A 15,087-nucleotide genomic window follows, 5' to 3' on the forward strand; every position below is an offset into this window, starting at 1 on the left:
TGCACGTAGAAGCCACGAACGAGTCGTTCGTCCCTCGGGGGGCCGACCCCTACGCGGGGACGACGATGACGTTCGGGGTGGGCCGGGAGGCCGCCAGTTCGTAGTGGGCGCGGAGCTCCTCGATCACCCGCTCCGGCTCCGTCTTCAACCGACGTGGGCGGTGGTGCGCGACGACGACACCGGCCGCGACCATGTCCGCGCGACGACGGGCGGTCTCGTCCTCCGCGACCGGGTGGAACTCCATCGAGTCGTTCTCCCACGCCATCCCGACGCACGGCAGGTAGCCGTCGGGGGTGGCGAGGAAGCGGCCGTTCGGCCAGCGCAGGGTCGCGTTCCACAGCATCGGCGGGAGCCCGCTCCGCGCGTACAGATCGCGGCCCCACCCCTCCGTGGCGGAGCGGATGCCGTCGGCGATCTCCTCGAGGACGTCCCGTACCAGCGCGGAGCCCCGCTGGTTTCCGGCGTCCAGCTCCTCACCGAGCCGGGCCGTCGTGGTGCGGCGCTGCTGGATCGCGTCGGCGATCAATGCCCGGACCTCGTCGCGGTCGCTCAGGCGTCGGGCCGTGTCGAGCACTGCTCGCTCGAGGACGGCCACCTGGACACCGTCCCGCTCGACCGTGCCGGGCGGGCGCCCCGTCCGCTCCACGACCAGCGTCGGCAAGCATCGACGGTGCCGGTCCTTCGACACCAGCAGGTGCAGCTCCGGGATGTCCGGGAGCCGCCGCAATCCGTGGCGCCGGACGGCTTCGGCCCCCGTCAGCACGGAATCGTCGCCCGCGTACAGGAGCGCGGCGACGATCAACTGCTCCCGGGTCGGTCGTCCGCTCTGCATGATGATCACGCCGGGGGAACGGGCGCTGCCAGTACCCCGCCCGGACCCGCCGGGCGATCGTCTCGGGGCGCAGTCCGGCGGCGACGAGGGCGGCCACCCTGGCCACGGCCAACGGCGCGACCACCCTGAGGTCGTCACGGTCCAGCGAACTCCGACGAGGCATGGCTGCACGATGCGCAGCATGTCCGACCGATCGTGAGTGGCCGAGAAGCACGCTGTGGACAAGTCGGGGTTCGGTGCCGCTGGGGACAACCGGCGAGACGGTCTGGCTGAGCGGTTCGCGGCCGAATGCGTCGACCCCGACGACACGAACGACTCGTTCGTTGCTTCTAGGTACACGAACGAGTAGTTCGTCCCGTGGAGGGGGACCGGCGCCCGGCCTGGGGGAGGTCTGGGAGCGGTCAGGGGCAGGTCAGCAGGAGGTCAGGAGCCCCACACGTCCTCGGCCACCGACACGATCAGCTCCAGCTTCGCGACCTCCTGGTCGTACGACAGCTCGTTGCCCTCGACCGTCGAGGAGAACCCGCACTGCGGGGAGAGGCAGAGCTGCTCGAGCGGCACCACCTGCGACGCCTCGTCGATCCGGCGCTTCAGCGTGTCCGGCGACTCCAGCTGCCCGGACTTCGTCGTCACCAGGCCGAGCACCACCTGCTGGTCACCCCGCGGCAGGTAGCGCAGCGGGGAGAAGTCGCCGGAGCGGGCGTCGTCGTACTCGCAGAAGAAGCCGTCGACCTCGAGCCCGCCGAAGACCTTCTCCGCGACGTGGTCGTAGCCGCCCTCGGCCGCCCAGGAGGAGCGGTAGTTGCCGCGGCACATGTGCGTGGTCACGCGGAGGTCGTCCGGCCGGCCGGACAGCGCGGCGTTGATGGTGTCGACGTAGCGCTCGTGCATGTGGTCGGCGTCCTCGCCGCGGGCCGCCATCGACTCGCGCTGGGCCGGGTCGTTGAGGTAGGCGAGCGAGGTGTCGTCGAGCTGGAGGTAGCGCACCCCGAGCCCGTACAGCCGCGAGATCTCCTCCCGGTACGCCCCCGCGAGGTCCGACCAGAACTGGTCGGGGTCGGTGTACGGCGAGCCCTCGTGCACCGGGGCGCCGCCGAGGCGGTAGTGCAGCATCGACGGCGACGGGATCGTCAGCTTCGGCACGGCCGAGGTCACCGTCGAGGCGAGCATCGAGAAGGCGTCGCCGAAGATCGTCGTGGAGAGCCCGATGCGCCGGTCGATCACCAGCGACATCGACGCGAAGGTGAGGTTGCCGCTGGCGTTGCGGAACGCCACCTCGACCGACGAGTCCTTCGACGAGGAGACCCCGTCGAGCTGGTAGAGGAAGTCCATGTGCCACGACGTGCGGCGGAACTCGCCGTCGGTGGCCGCCTGCAGGCCCACCGACTCCTGCATGGCGACGACGTCGCGGATCGCGTCGTCCTCCGCCGCGCGGAGCTCGTCGTCGCCGAGCCGGCCCTCGGCGTGCGCGGCGCGCGCCGTCAGCAGGGCCGGGGGACGCAGGAGGCTGCCGACGTGGTCGGCACGGAACGGAGCCGTCTTCCTCGCGGACATGCGCACACCTCACCGTGTCGCGGGGCGGCGGGTCACCGGCCGTCCCACCCAGTGGAAACCGGATCCGTGCCGACCCAGCCGTCGGCGAACGTCGTCGAGACGCGGGCCGCGGCGGCGCGGACCGCCCGCTCGAGCCGGTCGCGGCGTCCGTGGAGGCTGCCGGGCCCGCCGGCGGGGACCACGGGGACGGCGACGGCCACGGCCCCGACCAGCGTCTCCTCCGCCGACCGCTCGACGGGGTCGCCGCGCAGGACCGGCGCCGCCATGCAGGCCAGGCGTTCGCGGAACTCGCCCCGGTCGGTGGCCAGGCCGCGCCGGAGCACGGCGGCGAGCTCGCGGTCGAGGACGTCGCGGGAGGAGATCGTGCGGGAGGCGAGGGGGGCGAGCCCGTCGCGCGCGAGCACCTCGGTCCGCCGGGCCGGCGGGAGCGCCGCCAGCAGGAGCTTCCCGACGGCGGTCGCGTGCAGCGCGCCGCGCCACGTCGAGATCGTCGGCACCGGGTGCTCCGGGCAGTCGTCGGAGGCGACCACGACGACGTCGGCGTCGCGGTAGGCGGCGTACAGCACCGCCGCCCCCGCCGTCGCGTGCGCCCGCCGCAGCGTCGCGCCGAGGCCCGGGGGGATCGGCAGCTGCGCGCGGAGCCGGTCGTTGAGCGCGGGCAGCTTCGGCCCGAGCCCGAAGCCGCGGGCGGGCTCGAGCCGGACGAGGTAGCCGTCGTCGACGAGGCTCGTCAGGAGGTGGTAGGTCGTCGAGAGGTTGTAGTCCAGGCGCCGGGCGACCGCCTTCGCGGTGATGCCGTCACCCGCGTCGGCGACCACCTCGAGCACGCGCAGGGCGCGGTGCACCGATCCGAGGCCCGCCATCGCCCCATCATCGCCATGCGCGGGCCTCGGCGCCGTCGGGCGGGATGGATACAGTCCCCCCGTGATCTCGAACGTGTTCAACGTCGACCCGTGGTCGGTGCACGAGCCCGAGCTCGACGTGGACCTGCTGGGCCCCACCGAGTCGCTCTTCGCGCTCGCGAACGGCCACGTGGGCATGCGGGGCAACCTCGACGAGGGGGAGCCGCACCGGATGCCGGGGACGTACCTCAACTCGTTCTTCGAGTCGCGGCCCCTGCCCTACGCCGAGGGCGGCTTCGGCTTCCCCGACGAGGGCCAGACGCTGGTCAACGTCCCCAACGGCAAGCTGATCCGGCTGCTCGTCGACGACGAGCCGCTCGACGTCCGCTACGGCCAGGTCCACGCCCACGAGCGGACGCTGGACATGCGCTCGGGGATCCTCACCCGCCACGTCGAGTGGACCTCGCCCAACGGGCAGCGCGTCGACGTCACCTCGCAGCGCCTGGTGTCCTTCTCCCAGCGCGCCGTCGCCGCGATCTCCTACGAGGTCTCCATCCCCGCCGACGCCGGGTCCGACGCGCTGCTCGTCGTGCAGTCCGAGCTCTTCGCCAACGAGCAGATGCCCCAGGTCGAGGGCGACCCGCGCGTGGCGGCGGCGCTCAAGGACCCGCTCATCCCGGAGCACCACTCCCACTCGCACTACGGCGCGCGGATGACGCACCAGACCCGCCGCTCCGAGCTGCGCGTCGGCGCCGCGATGGAGCACCAGGTCTACGGCCCCGACGACGTCCAGGTCGAGAGCTCCTGCTCCAACAACGTCGGGCGCACCACCGTCATCACCCGCCTCAAGCCGGGCTCGACGCTGCGCATCGTCAAGTTCCTGTCCTACGGCTGGTCGAGCTCGCGGTCGCAGCCGGCCATCGTCGACCAGGTGGAGGCCGCGCTCGACGCGTCGCTCTACACCGGGTGGGACGGCCTGGTCGCCGCGCAGCGCGAGTACCTCGACGCGTTCTGGGCCCGCGCCGACGTGGAGATCGACGGCGACCCGCGCCTCCAGCAGGCGATCCGCTTCAGCCTCTTCCACGTGCTGCAGGCAGGCGCCCGCGCCGAGAAGCGCGCGATCGGCGCGAAGGGCCTCACCGGGCAGGGCTACGACGGGCACTGCCTCTGGGACACCGAGACGTTCGTGCTGCCGGTCTTCATGTTCACCCAGCCCCGGGCGGCCGCCGACGCGCTGCGCTGGCGGCACTCCACCCTCGACATCGCCGAGCGGCACGCCGAGCACCTGGGGCTGAAGGGGGCGGCCTTCGCGTGGCGCACGATCCGCGGGGAGGAGTGCTCCGGGTACTGGCCCGCGGGCACCGCCGCGTTCCACGTCAACGCCGACATCGCCGACGCCGTGCTGCGCTACGTCGCGGCCACCGCCGACGACGACTTCGAGCGCGAGGTCGGGGTCGACCTCCTCGTCGCGACGGCCCGGCTGTGGCGCTCGCTGGGGCACCACGACAGCGAGTCCAACTTCCGCATCGACGGCGTGACGGGGCCCGACGAGTACTCCGCGGTGGCGGACAACAACGTCTACACGAACCTCATGGCGCAGCGGAACCTGCGCGGCGCGGCCGACGTCTGCGTGCGCCACCCCCGCGAGGCCGAGCGGCTCGGGGTGCACTCGGAGGAGATCGCGAGCTGGCGGTCGGCCGCGAGCGCGATGGTGATCCCCTACGACGAGAAGCTCGGCATCCACGCGCAGGCCGAGGGCTTCACCTCGCACGCGCTGTGGGACTTCGAGGGGACGCCCGAGGACCACTACCCGCTGCTGCTCAACTACCCGTACTTCGACCTGTACCGCAAGCAGGTCGTCAAGCAGCCGGACCTGGTGCTCGCGATGGTCCAGTGCCCCGACGCGTTCACCCAGGAGCAGAAGGCGGACAACTTCGCCTACTACGAGCGGATCACCGTCCGGGACTCCTCGCTCTCCCCCGGCACGCTCGCGGTGATGGCCGCCGAGACCGGGCACCTCGACCTGGCCTACGACTACCTGTGCGAGTCCTCGCAGATGGACCTCGCCGACCTCGAGAACAACGTCCGCGACGGCATCCACCTCGCCGCGCTGGCGAGCTCGTGGACCGCGGTGGTCCAGGGCCTCGGCGGGATGCGCACGCACAACGGGCGGCTCACGTTCGCGCCGCGGCTGCCCTCGGCGGTCTCCGGGCTGCGGTTCCGGCTGCTCTGGCGCGGGCGCTCGGTCCACGTCGAGGTCGGGCACGGCGAGGCGACCTACCGCCTCGAGGAGGTCCCCGAGCACCACTCCGGGCCGGCCGGCATGGCGCCGACCTCCGCCGAGGAGCTCGAGCTGCGCCACCACGACGAGGACTTCACCCTCGCGGTCGGCGAGGCGCAGACCTTCGAGATCCCGCAGGCGCCGCCCCGCGGGCCCATCGAGCAGCCCCCGGGACGGGCGCCGCTGTTCCGGCGCCTGCACCAGTAGCGGCGGCGCCGGCAGCGCCCGGCACCAGGGGCGCCGGCCCGGGCGATCGCCCGGGCCGGCCGGCTCACTGGCCGGTGGTGCCGGTGTCCTGCTGCTGCCCGCGCCCGAAGTTGTTGCCCGGGAACAGCACCCCGCCGTTCCCCTGCTGCTGGTTCTGGGCGGCCGTCGTCGTCGTGGTGGTCGTCGTCTGCTGCTGCTGCGTGGTCGGCGGCGGCGCCTGCGTCGTCGTCACCACCGGCGGCGGGGCCTGCGTGGTCGTCGGCGCCTCCGTCGTCGTGCGACGGGTGCGGGTGCGGGTCTCCTCCTCCGTCGTCGTGGTGGTCGACACCGGGGCGGCGGGCGGAGCGACGGTCGGGACCGGCGCGGGCGCCTGGGTGGAGCTGTTGCCGAGCAGCGCGTAGGCGCCGACCCCGGCGGCCACGAGGAGCGCGGCGACGATCGCGACGATGACGGGCCAGCGCTTCCGCCGGGCGGGCTCCTCGGCGACCGGGGCACCCGTCATGGTGCCCGGGCCCCCGACGAGCGCCGTCCGGCCGTCCGCCCCGTAGGGCGGGTAGCCGCCGGGCGGGGTGCCGACGCGCTGGGTGGCGCCGTAGGGGTCGTAGGCCCCGGGCGGGGTGCCGGGGCTCATCGCGTAGGTCGCGCCGGTGCCGGCGACCATGCCGGGACCCGTCCCGGGCGGGCCCATGGCGGTGGTGCGCATCGCGTTCGTGCCGGTGACCGGGGCGGGCGCGAGCACCGTCTCGGCGTCCATGCCGGCGTCGCGGGCGATCATGCGCAGCTCGCCGACGACCTGCTCGGTCGTCGGGCGCTCGGTCGGCTCGTCCCGGGTCATCGCGACCAGCAGGCCGCCGAGCGCCTGGGGCAGGTCCGGCGGGATGTCCGGCGGGCGGTGCAGCCGCGCGACGGCGGCCTCGAGGGCGTTGCCGGGGTACTCGCGGCGGGCGGTGATGCACTCGAGCAGCACCAGCCCCAGCGCGTAGACGTCCGACGCGGGCCCGACGGGCTGGCCGCGGACCTGCTCGGGCGAGAGGTACGACGCGGTGCCGATCACCATGCCGGTGGCGGTGATGTTGGTGGCGTCGGCGAGCACGGCGATGCCGAAGTCCGACAGGTGCGGGCGGCCGTCGGTGTCGAGCAGCACGTTGCCCGGCTTGATGTCGCGGTGGACGACGCCGTGGCGGTGCACGTAGGTGAGGGCGTCGGCGAGGGCGGCGCCGAGTGCGACGACGTCCCCGAGGCGCAGCGGGCCGCTCCGGATGCGGTCGGCGAGGGACTCGCCCTCGATGAGCTGCATCACGAAGTAGGCGCGGCTGCCCTCCTGGCCGACGTCGTAGATCGTGACCAGGCCGGGGTGGTTCATGCCGGCGAGCGTCTGGACCTCGCGCTGCCGCCGGGACTCGTCGGCCTCGCCCACGCCGGCCGGGAACAGCTTGACCGCGACGTCGCGCCCGAGCAGCTCGTCGCGCGCGCGATAGACCTCCGCCGCACCGCCCCGACCGATGAGGTCGCCGAGCGTGTACCGGCCCGCGCCCACGGTGGACGGGGGACCCGCCTCCGTCGAACTCACCGCCCGCGTGCCTCCTCGTGTGGTCCTGTCCCCGGTCCGCCCCCGCCGGACCCGGCGTCACCGGTCGGGACCGGGCGCCTGAGGGTCCCATGGTGCCGTGTCCCTCCCCGCGGCCCGTCGGGCACCCCGTCGGTGCGCCCCGTCGCCACGTCCCGTGAGCAGCAGGTGACCGGGGCGTGACCTCGATCCGGGAACGATCTCGACCCGGTTGTCGTCGGTATATTCGGGTAACCGTCCACCTCCGCAGACCGCGAGAGAGCACGAGGGACAGCCATGGACCGCGACGAGATCATCCGTCAGGGCAAGCAGACGGCCTCCGACCTGCGCGACACCGTGAGCGCGAAGGTGTCGGAGAACGAGGACACCATCAAGGGCACCCTCGGCAAGGCCGCCCGCTGGGTCGACGAGAAGACCGGCGGGAAGTACTCCGACCAGATCGGCAAGGTCGAGTCGAAGGTCGGCGACGGCATCGGCTGGGTGGCCTCCCAGGGTTCTTCCACCCCGACGTCGGGCGAGCCGGGCGCCCCCGGGGCCTCGGCGGGCGACCCGGCGCCCGGCGCTCCCGGGACCACGCCGCCCGGGCCGATCACGCCCGACGAGGGTTCCCACGCGGCGGCCCCACACGCCGCCGCGTCGCCCGACGTGCCGACGCCGCCCCGGGAGAGCGCCCCCGGGACCACGCCGCCCGGGCCCATCACCCCCGACGACGGCGACCTGCCGCCGCGCCCGCCGCAGGTCTGATGGCGGAGCTGGCGAAGGCGACCACCACCGAGCCGACCGGCGAGCCCGGACGGCGCACCGCCCTGCTCGACGAGCAGTGGTGCATCGGGCCGAAGATGCACGGCGGGTACCTGCTCGCCCTGCTGGCCCAGGCCGCGGTGGACGAGCTCGCGGACGGCACGGGTCCCGACGACGGGTCCCGGGCCGGCGCGGCGCACGACGTCCCCGAGGCCGTCACCGGCACGTTCCTGCGCGCGCCCGACCCCGGACCGGCCGTCGTCACCGTCGACGTGCTGCGCCGGGGCCGGGGCGCGACCCAGGTCCGGGCGCGCCTCGACCAGGACGACCGGCCGTGCGTGGAGATCGCCCTGGTGCTGGGCGCGGTCCCCGCGCCGGGCCCGCACGAGGGGGACATCTCTCCCGCGCCCGTCGCGCTGCCGCCCTTCGAGCGGTGCGAGCGTCGCCCGGTCGACACGCCCGACGGGCGCGGGGGCCTGCCGCTCATGGAGGTCGTCGACACCCGCCTGGCGCCGGACTCGCTGGGGTTCCTGTCCGGCCGCCCCACCGGCGAGGGCCGGCTGTCGGGCTGGGCCGAGCTCGACACCCGCGAGCCCTGGTCCCCGGTCGGGCTGCTCGTGGCGCTCGACGTGCTGCCGCCGGCCTCGTTCGACCTCGGCCTCACCGGCTGGTCGCCGACGATGTCGCTGACCGCGCACGTCCACGCCGTGCCCGCCCCCGGCCCGCTGCGCCTGACGCAGTGGGTGGACCACCTCGCCGGGGAGCGGATGCACGAGTCGTGCCGGGTGTGGGACACCGACGGCCGGATGGTCGGTCAGGCCACCCAGCTCGCCGCCGTCCGCCGGTAGCGCCTACTCCGTGGTGCCGTCGGCGAGGATCCGGCGGAACCCGGTCCAGGGGTGGAGCACCTCGGGGACCGCCACCGAGCCGTCGGGCTCCTGGAACTGCTCGAGCAGCGCCGCCACGGTCCGGCCGATCGGCAGGCCGGAGCCGTTGAGGGTCGCGACGGCCTGCCGGGTGCCCTGCCCGTCCTTGGCGCGGATCCCGGCCCGGCGCGACTGGAAGGTCCCGCAGTCCGAGCACGACGAGATCTCCCGGAACGTGCCCTGGCTGGGCAGCCACACCTCGACGTCGTAGGTCATCCGCGCCGCGAACCCCATGTCGCCCGCCGCGAGCCGGACGACGCGATAGGCCAGGCCGAGCGCCTGCAGGCACGCCTCGGCGTGCGAGACCATGAGCTCCAGCTCGGTGCCCGACTCCTCCGCGGCGCAGAAGCGCACCATCTCGACCTTGGAGAACTGGTGCAGCCGCAGCAGGCCGCGGGTGTCGCGGCCGTAGCTGCCCGCCTCGGACCGGAAGCACGGCGTCCACGCGGTGTAGGCGAGCGGGAGCGCCTCGGCGTCGAGCATCTCGCCCGCGTGGAGGTTCGTCAGCGGGACCTCGGCGGTCGGGATGAGGTAGAGGGTCCGGTCGTCGGTGCCGGTCTTGAAGAGGTCCTCCTCGAACTTCGGCAGCTGCCCGGTGCCGGTCATCGTCTCGGCCGTGACCAGGTACGGCACCGAGAACTCGGTGTAGCCGTGGCGCCCCGTGTGCAGCGCGAGGAACAGCGAGGCCAGCGCCCGCTCGAGCACGGCGCCCGGCCCGCGGGCCACGCTGAAGCGCGCGCCCGAGAGCTTCGCGGCGCGCCCGAAGTCGAGGATGCCCATGGCCTCGCCGAGGTCGACGTGGTCCTTCGTCTCGAACGAGAACTCGGGCGGTGTGCCCCAGCGGCGGACCTCGACCGCGTCGGCGTCGGAGTCGCCGTCCGGGGTCTGTTCGTCGGGGAGGTTGGGGATCGCGAGCAGGACGGTCCGCAACGCGGCCTCGGCGGCGTCGACGGCCTCGTCGGCCTCGCGGATCTCGTCCTTGAGCTCCCGGGCGCGGGCCTTGAGCTCCTCGACCTCCGCGCCCTGCCCCCTGGTCTCCTTCGCGACGCGGCCGACCTCGCCGGCGACGCGCTTCGACTCGGCCCGCAGGTCGTCGGCCCGGCTGATCGCGGAGGCGCGCCGCGCGGAGAGCTCCTCGAGCCCGGCCAGGTCCAGGGCGTAGCCGCGTCGCGCGAGGCGGCGGACCGCCTCGTCGCCGAGCTCGATGAGGGTCCGTGCGTCGTGCATGCCGTCCTCTGGGGGTGTCGTCGTGGGGGTGGCCGTGCCGGGGAGTCACCAGGGTGCCGCACCGGCACGTCGGGACCTGCGGCGCGGTCGGTTAGGTTCGGTCGAGCCCGTGACGTCGCAGTCCCCAGGAGAGCCGAGTGTCCACCGTCCTCGTCACCGGTGCAGCCGGTTTCATCGGCTCGAACTTCGTGCGCTACTGGCGCCAGGTCCACCCCGGTGACCGGGTGGTCGCGCTGGACGCGCTGACCTATGCCGGGGTCCGGGAGTCCCTGAACGGCCCGGACGGGCAGCTGCTCGACGGCGTCGAGTTCGTGCACGGCTCGATCGCCAACACCGACCTGGTCGCGCACCTGCTGCGCGCCCACTCCGTCGACGTGGTGGTCAACTTCGCCGCCGAGTCCCACAACTCGCTGGCCATCCTGCGCCCCGGCGACTTCTTCGCCACCAACGTCATGGGCACCCAGGCGCTGCTCGAGGCCGTCCGCCGCGTCGGGGTCTCCCGGTTCCACCACATCTCGACCTGCGAGGTCTACGGCGACCTTCCACTGGACGCCGCGGGAGACGGAGTGGCGTTCTCCGAAGAGCACCCCTACCTGCCGCGGACCCCCTACAACGCGGCCAAGGCCGGCGGCGACCACGTGGTCCGCGCCTACGGGCTGACCTACGACATCCCGGTCACCATCACCAACTGCTCGAACAACTACGGGCCGCGCCAGTTCCCCGAGAAGGTCATCCCGCTGTTCACCACCCGCGCGCTGGCCGGCGAGCCGCTGCCGCTCTACGCCTCGACCAAGAACCGCCGCGAGTGGCTGCACGTCTCCGACCACGCCTCGGCGATCGACCGGGTGCTCCACCACGGGCGGACCGGCGAGACCTACAACGTCGGCTCCGGGGTCGAGGTCGACATCGAGGGCATCGCCGACACCGTCCTGGGCGCGCTGGGCCTCGGGCCCGAGCTGAAGACGATCGTCCCGGACCGGCCCAGCCACGACCGGCGCTACCTGCTCGACTCCACCAAGCTGCGCACCGAGCTCGGCTGGGCCCCGGCCGTCGAGTGGACCGAGGGCATCGCCGACACCGTCGCCTGGTACCGCGCCAACGAGGCCTGGTGGCGCCCGCTGCTCGGCCGCTCCCCCGTCGTCGAGGGCGCCGACGCCGACTGGAGCGGCACCCGCTAGCGACGCCCGCCGGGCAGTGGGTCGACGCGTCGCGCACACACTCCGGCGCCCGACCGGCAGCACCCTCGGAAGACCTGCGCGCCACACACACTCCGGCGTCAACAGCACGCTCGGAGCGCGCCCGACACCGGTGCCTCGCGCACATCTCCAGTCGCGAGCTCGTGGTCGACGTGGACCCGGGTCCGGCACCGGCCTGCTCGAGTGCGCCACCGCGGCCCGCCGCATCCGCGACCGGTTCGTCGCCGACGGGCTCGTCGCCGGCGTGGAGCTCAGCACCTACCCGCACCCCGCGCACACGTGCCGGGACCGGCGCGCGGCCGAGGCGATCCGGACCGTCGGCACGGGTCGCCCGGGTGTGCGCCGCGCGCAGGTCCCGCGCGACCGACGAGCCCGCCGCCACCGGTGTGTGCGCGGCGTGTCGATCGCGGCGGAACCCTCAGCCCGGGCGGCCGCAGGGTGTGCGCCACGCGCAGGTCCCCCGCGACCGACGAGCCCGAGCCCGCCCGGTGTGCGCGCGGAGCGTCGGGCTGCTGACCCTCCCCGGGCGCACGAACGGCCGGTTCGTGACCGAAGAAGGTGATGAACCGGCCGTTCGTGCGTGTCAGCGGGGAGCGAGCGACGACACGTCGGCGTGGAACTGCATCGACCTGTACGGCCAGTTCGTCCCGGTGTTCCACTGGCTGACGACGACGTCGAGGTCGGCCAGCGTCGAGCCCGGCACGGTGTAGCCGCCGTAGAGCTGGGCGACCCGGCCGGCCGCGTGGTCCTCGTCGCCCCACCCGCAGCCGTGCAGCAGCGTCGTGCGCGGGGCGGCGTAGAGGTTCGCGGTCGGGTGGTCGAGCAGGTAGGCGTCGATGCGGTAGTTCCCGGCGTCGAAGACGACCAGCAGCCACCACTCGCGCCCGGCCGCGTCCGGGACCCGCCGCAGGGACATCTCGCCGAACGCCCCGGTGAGCACCTCGGTCGGCGGCCGGCCCCAGTCCCAGGTCGTGCCGTCCCAGCCCCAGCCGTCCCATGCCGCGGGGTCGCCGAGCCGGTCGGGGCGCACCCGCTGCAGGACCAGGCCGCGGTTGCGCTGGAAACCGGTCGACAGGGCGTACACCCACTCCCCGGCGGCGTCGATCTCCCAGGTCACCATCTGGAAGAGCCCGCCGAGGTGGTCGCCGCGCCACCGGCAGCCCACGGGATCCCAGGTGCGCCCGGAGTCCCGGGAGTGGTGCAGCTCGGTCGCGCGGGGGTTGCCCAGGCCCCGGCAGGCCATGACGTGCAGGTAGATCTCGTCCCCGACCGTGATCACGTCCGTGGGCAGCACCGTCGAGATCCGCCGCCAGGCGAAGACGCTGCGGCCCACCCGCCGGTAGCCGTGGTGGGTGTAGTCGACGACCTGGTACGCGTAGTCGCCCGGCCCCGCCGAGCCGGTCCAGCGCAGCCCGCCGGTCCGGGAGGACGGGTCCGCGAACAGGACGACCGGGGAGCGCCACCCGGGTCCGCCGACCCCCGCGTCCTCGAACGTGTCACCGAACACCGACACCAGCCGACCGTCCGGCGCGCGGACGGTGGCGCCGAGGTCGGTCCCACCGACGCCGAAGCGGTCGGTGATGCCGGGACCGGTCAGATCGCGGACCTTGTGCGCGGGCTCCATGGGGCCAGCGTGCCCGCGGGGAGAGGAAGTGTGGGCGAGGGGGGAGTTGAACCCCCACATCCTTCCGGATACACGGACCTGAACCGTGCGCGTCTGCCATTCCGCCACTCGCCCGAGTGGTGCCTGATCAGCGGCCGGAGCACCGGTCCCGCGTGATCGACGGGAACGACGGTAGCACGCCCTCCGGGGCCCACCACGAAGGAGGTCAACGCGCTCCGGCCGGCGACCGATACCATCGTCGTGCCCCGCGCGAGTGGCGACACTCCGAGCGGGGTGGCTGTCGGACGGCGGAGCTGGAGGAGGGATCGCGGGTGGGGCGCGCACAGCGCTTCGAGCGTGCGCTCGAAGGCTTCGTGGGTGACACCTTCGCGCGGGTCTTCGGCGGCAAGGTCGTTCCCCAGGAGATCGCACAGGCCCTCCGGCGAGAGGCGGAGGACGGCGTGCGAGTCTTGGCCGGTGGGCGTCAGCTGGCGCCCAATCACTACACGGTGGCGCTCAGCCCCGCCGACCACGCTCGGATGGCGGGGGACGAAGAGACCATCACCCACTCGCTCGTCGACTGCGTGGAAGAGCACCTCACAGAGGGCGGGTGGGAGACATACGGTGAGGTCGTAGTCTCTCTGGAGCGTTCCGACGCGCTGCACACGGGACAGTTCCGCACCAAGTCGTCCGTTGACCCCGACGCGTCGCGGCAGCGGACCGCGAGCCCCCGAACCGCAGGAGAGCACCCCATGAGCCAGGCACCCGGTCGCTACCCGGAGGACCAGTACGGCCAGCCGGACCCGTACGGCCAGCAGCAGGGACACCCCCAGCAGGGCTACGGGCAGGACCCGTACGGCCAGCAGGGCGGCTACCCGCAGCAGGGCTACCCGCAGCAGGGCTACGGGCAGGACCCGTACGGCCAGCAGGGCGGCTACCCGCAGCAGGGCTACGGCCAGGACCCCTACGGCCAGCAGGGCGGCTACCCGCAGCAGGGCTACCCGCAGCAGGGCTACGGGCAGGACCCGTACGGCCAGCAGGGCGGCTACCCGCAGCAGGGCTACGGCCAGGACCCCTACGGGCAGCAGGGCTACGGCCAGCCGCCGCAGGGCTACGACCCCTACGGGCAGCAGGGCTACGGCCAGCAGGGGTACGGCCAGCCGCAGGGCTACGACCAGTACGGCGGCCAGTACGGCCAGGGCGGCTACGACCCCTACGCCCAGCAGGGCGGCTACGACCCGTACGGCCAGCAGGGCGGCGGCTACGGCGGCGTGCAGACGCGCCAGATGACCGCGAGCCTGACGCTGGACGACGGCTCGAACCGCTCGTACCAGCTGGTGCAGGGCGCGAACGTCATCGGCCGCGGCCAGGACGCGCAGTTCCGCCTCGCGGACACCGGCGTGTCCCGTCGTCACCTCGAGATCAGCTGGGACGGCCAGCAGGCCACCCTGTCCGACCTCGGATCGACCAACGGCACGACGGTCAACGGCACCCCGGTGCAGACCTGGCAGCTCGCCGACGGCGACACCATCCGGGTCGGGCACTCCGCGCTGCTGTTCCGCGCCCAGGGCTGACGCGCTCTCCCCGTGCCCGAACTCGTCCTCCAGCTCACCCGGGCTGCGTTCCTCGCGCTGCTCTGGCTGTTCGTCTTCGCCGCGCTACGGGTCGTGCGCTCCGACCTGTACGCCGCGTCGGGGTTGCGGGCGGCGGCGCCCCGGCGCCCCCCACGCGGGGGGACGTCGAAGCCGGGACGCGGTGGGGGCCGGTCGAGCGGGCCGAAGTCGTTGATCGTCACGGCCGGAGCGCTGGCCGGGACCCGGATCGCGCTCGACGGCCGGCCGATCATGCTCGGCCGCGCCGACGACTCGACGCTGGTGCTCGACGACGACTACGCGTCGACCCGTCACGCCCGCATCTCGCAGTCCGGCAACGACTGGTACGTCGAGGACCTCGGCTCGACCAACGGCACCTATCTCGACCGGGCCAAGGTCTCGGGCCCGACGAAGGTGCCGCCCGGCACGCCGATCCGCATCGGCAAGACCGTGATCGAGCTCCGCACATGACGCCCGCCCCGACCCGGGTGCGCGACGTCCGTGCCCGTGAGTGCAGGA

The 15,087-nt window shown here is 73.7% G+C and carries 12 protein-coding genes and 1 tRNA gene; 6 read left to right on the plus strand and 7 right to left on the minus strand.

Annotated elements, in window-relative coordinates; genetic code table 11:
* Positions 1-49 precede the first annotated feature (49 nt).
* The 3 genes from HH311_RS10265 to HH311_RS10275 form a co-directional block, all read right to left on the minus strand.
* On the minus strand, positions 50-832 hold the full coding sequence (locus HH311_RS10265) for a hypothetical protein (RefSeq protein ID WP_169183543.1): 783 nt from the start codon (positions 830-832) through the stop codon (positions 50-52).
* 423 nt (positions 833-1,255) lie between these two features.
* The gene (locus HH311_RS10270) at positions 1,256-2,386 is read right to left on the minus strand and encodes a 5-methyltetrahydropteroyltriglutamate--homocysteine S-methyltransferase (RefSeq protein WP_169183544.1); all 1,131 of its coding nucleotides are present in this window, start codon (positions 2,384-2,386) and stop codon (positions 1,256-1,258) included.
* 32 nt (positions 2,387-2,418) lie between these two features.
* A complete protein-coding gene (locus HH311_RS10275; RefSeq protein ID WP_169183545.1) occupies positions 2,419-3,249 on the minus strand; it encodes an IclR family transcriptional regulator in 831 nt (276 codons plus the stop codon).
* A 61-nt stretch (positions 3,250-3,310) separates the two neighbouring features.
* Between HH311_RS10275 and HH311_RS10280 the strand changes: the two genes are divergently transcribed.
* The gene (locus HH311_RS10280; protein WP_312030061.1) at positions 3,311-5,716 is read left to right on the plus strand and encodes a glycosyl hydrolase family 65 protein; all 2,406 of its coding nucleotides are present in this window, start codon (positions 3,311-3,313) and stop codon (positions 5,714-5,716) included.
* Positions 5,717-5,780: 64 nt separating this feature from the next.
* On the opposite strand, the gene HH311_RS31575 is transcribed toward HH311_RS10280, so the two are convergent.
* Positions 5,781-7,286 carry a serine/threonine-protein kinase gene (locus HH311_RS31575; RefSeq protein ID WP_169183547.1) on the minus strand — a complete coding sequence of 502 codons (1,506 nt, stop codon included), beginning with the start codon at positions 7,284-7,286 and terminating at the stop codon, positions 5,781-5,783.
* 273 nt (positions 7,287-7,559) lie between these two features.
* On the opposite strand from HH311_RS31575, the gene HH311_RS10290 reads away from it, so the two are divergent.
* Positions 7,560-8,027, plus strand: coding sequence for an antitoxin (locus HH311_RS10290; RefSeq protein ID WP_169183548.1), 468 nt, complete (start codon positions 7,560-7,562; stop codon positions 8,025-8,027).
* Positions 8,027-8,872, plus strand: coding sequence for a thioesterase family protein (locus HH311_RS10295; protein ID WP_169183549.1), 846 nt, complete (start codon positions 8,027-8,029; stop codon positions 8,870-8,872). The genes HH311_RS10290 and HH311_RS10295 overlap by 1 nt, the downstream gene beginning before the upstream one ends.
* 3 nt (positions 8,873-8,875) lie before the next feature.
* Here HH311_RS10295 and serS read toward each other — a convergent pair whose 3' ends face one another.
* Positions 8,876-10,177 carry a serine--tRNA ligase gene (gene serS, locus HH311_RS10300; protein ID WP_169183550.1) on the minus strand — a complete coding sequence of 434 codons (1,302 nt, stop codon included), beginning with the start codon at positions 10,175-10,177 and terminating at the stop codon, positions 8,876-8,878.
* A gap of 137 nt (positions 10,178-10,314) precedes the next feature.
* Between serS and rfbB the strand changes: the two genes are divergently transcribed.
* Positions 10,315-11,355, plus strand: a complete 1,041-nt coding sequence (gene rfbB, locus HH311_RS10305) for a dTDP-glucose 4,6-dehydratase (RefSeq protein ID WP_169183551.1) — start codon at positions 10,315-10,317, stop codon at positions 11,353-11,355.
* A 601-nt stretch (positions 11,356-11,956) separates the two neighbouring features.
* Here rfbB and HH311_RS10310 read toward each other — a convergent pair.
* Together HH311_RS10310 and HH311_RS10315 are read right to left on the minus strand one after the other, a co-directional pair.
* Positions 11,957-12,997 (minus strand): DUF4185 domain-containing protein, encoded by a 1,041-nt coding sequence (locus tag HH311_RS10310; RefSeq protein ID WP_169183552.1) that lies wholly within the window; start codon positions 12,995-12,997, stop codon positions 11,957-11,959.
* Between the two features lie 31 nt (positions 12,998-13,028).
* Positions 13,029-13,111: transfer RNA gene (locus HH311_RS10315), tRNA-Leu, on the minus strand.
* A 197-nt stretch (positions 13,112-13,308) separates the two neighbouring features.
* Between HH311_RS10315 and HH311_RS10320 the strand changes: the two genes are divergently transcribed.
* On the plus strand, positions 13,309-14,550 hold the full coding sequence (locus tag HH311_RS10320; protein WP_169183553.1) for an FhaA domain-containing protein: 1,242 nt from the start codon (positions 13,309-13,311) through the stop codon (positions 14,548-14,550).
* Between the two features lie 12 nt (positions 14,551-14,562).
* A complete protein-coding gene (locus tag HH311_RS10325) occupies positions 14,563-15,039 on the plus strand; it encodes an FHA domain-containing protein (RefSeq protein WP_169183554.1) in 477 nt (158 codons plus the stop codon).
* The last annotated feature ends 48 nt before the right edge of the window (positions 15,040-15,087 follow it).

This window comes from Actinomycetospora sp. TBRC 11914, assembly GCF_012933465.1.
GTDB lineage: Bacteria > Actinomycetota > Actinomycetes > Mycobacteriales > Pseudonocardiaceae > Actinomycetospora.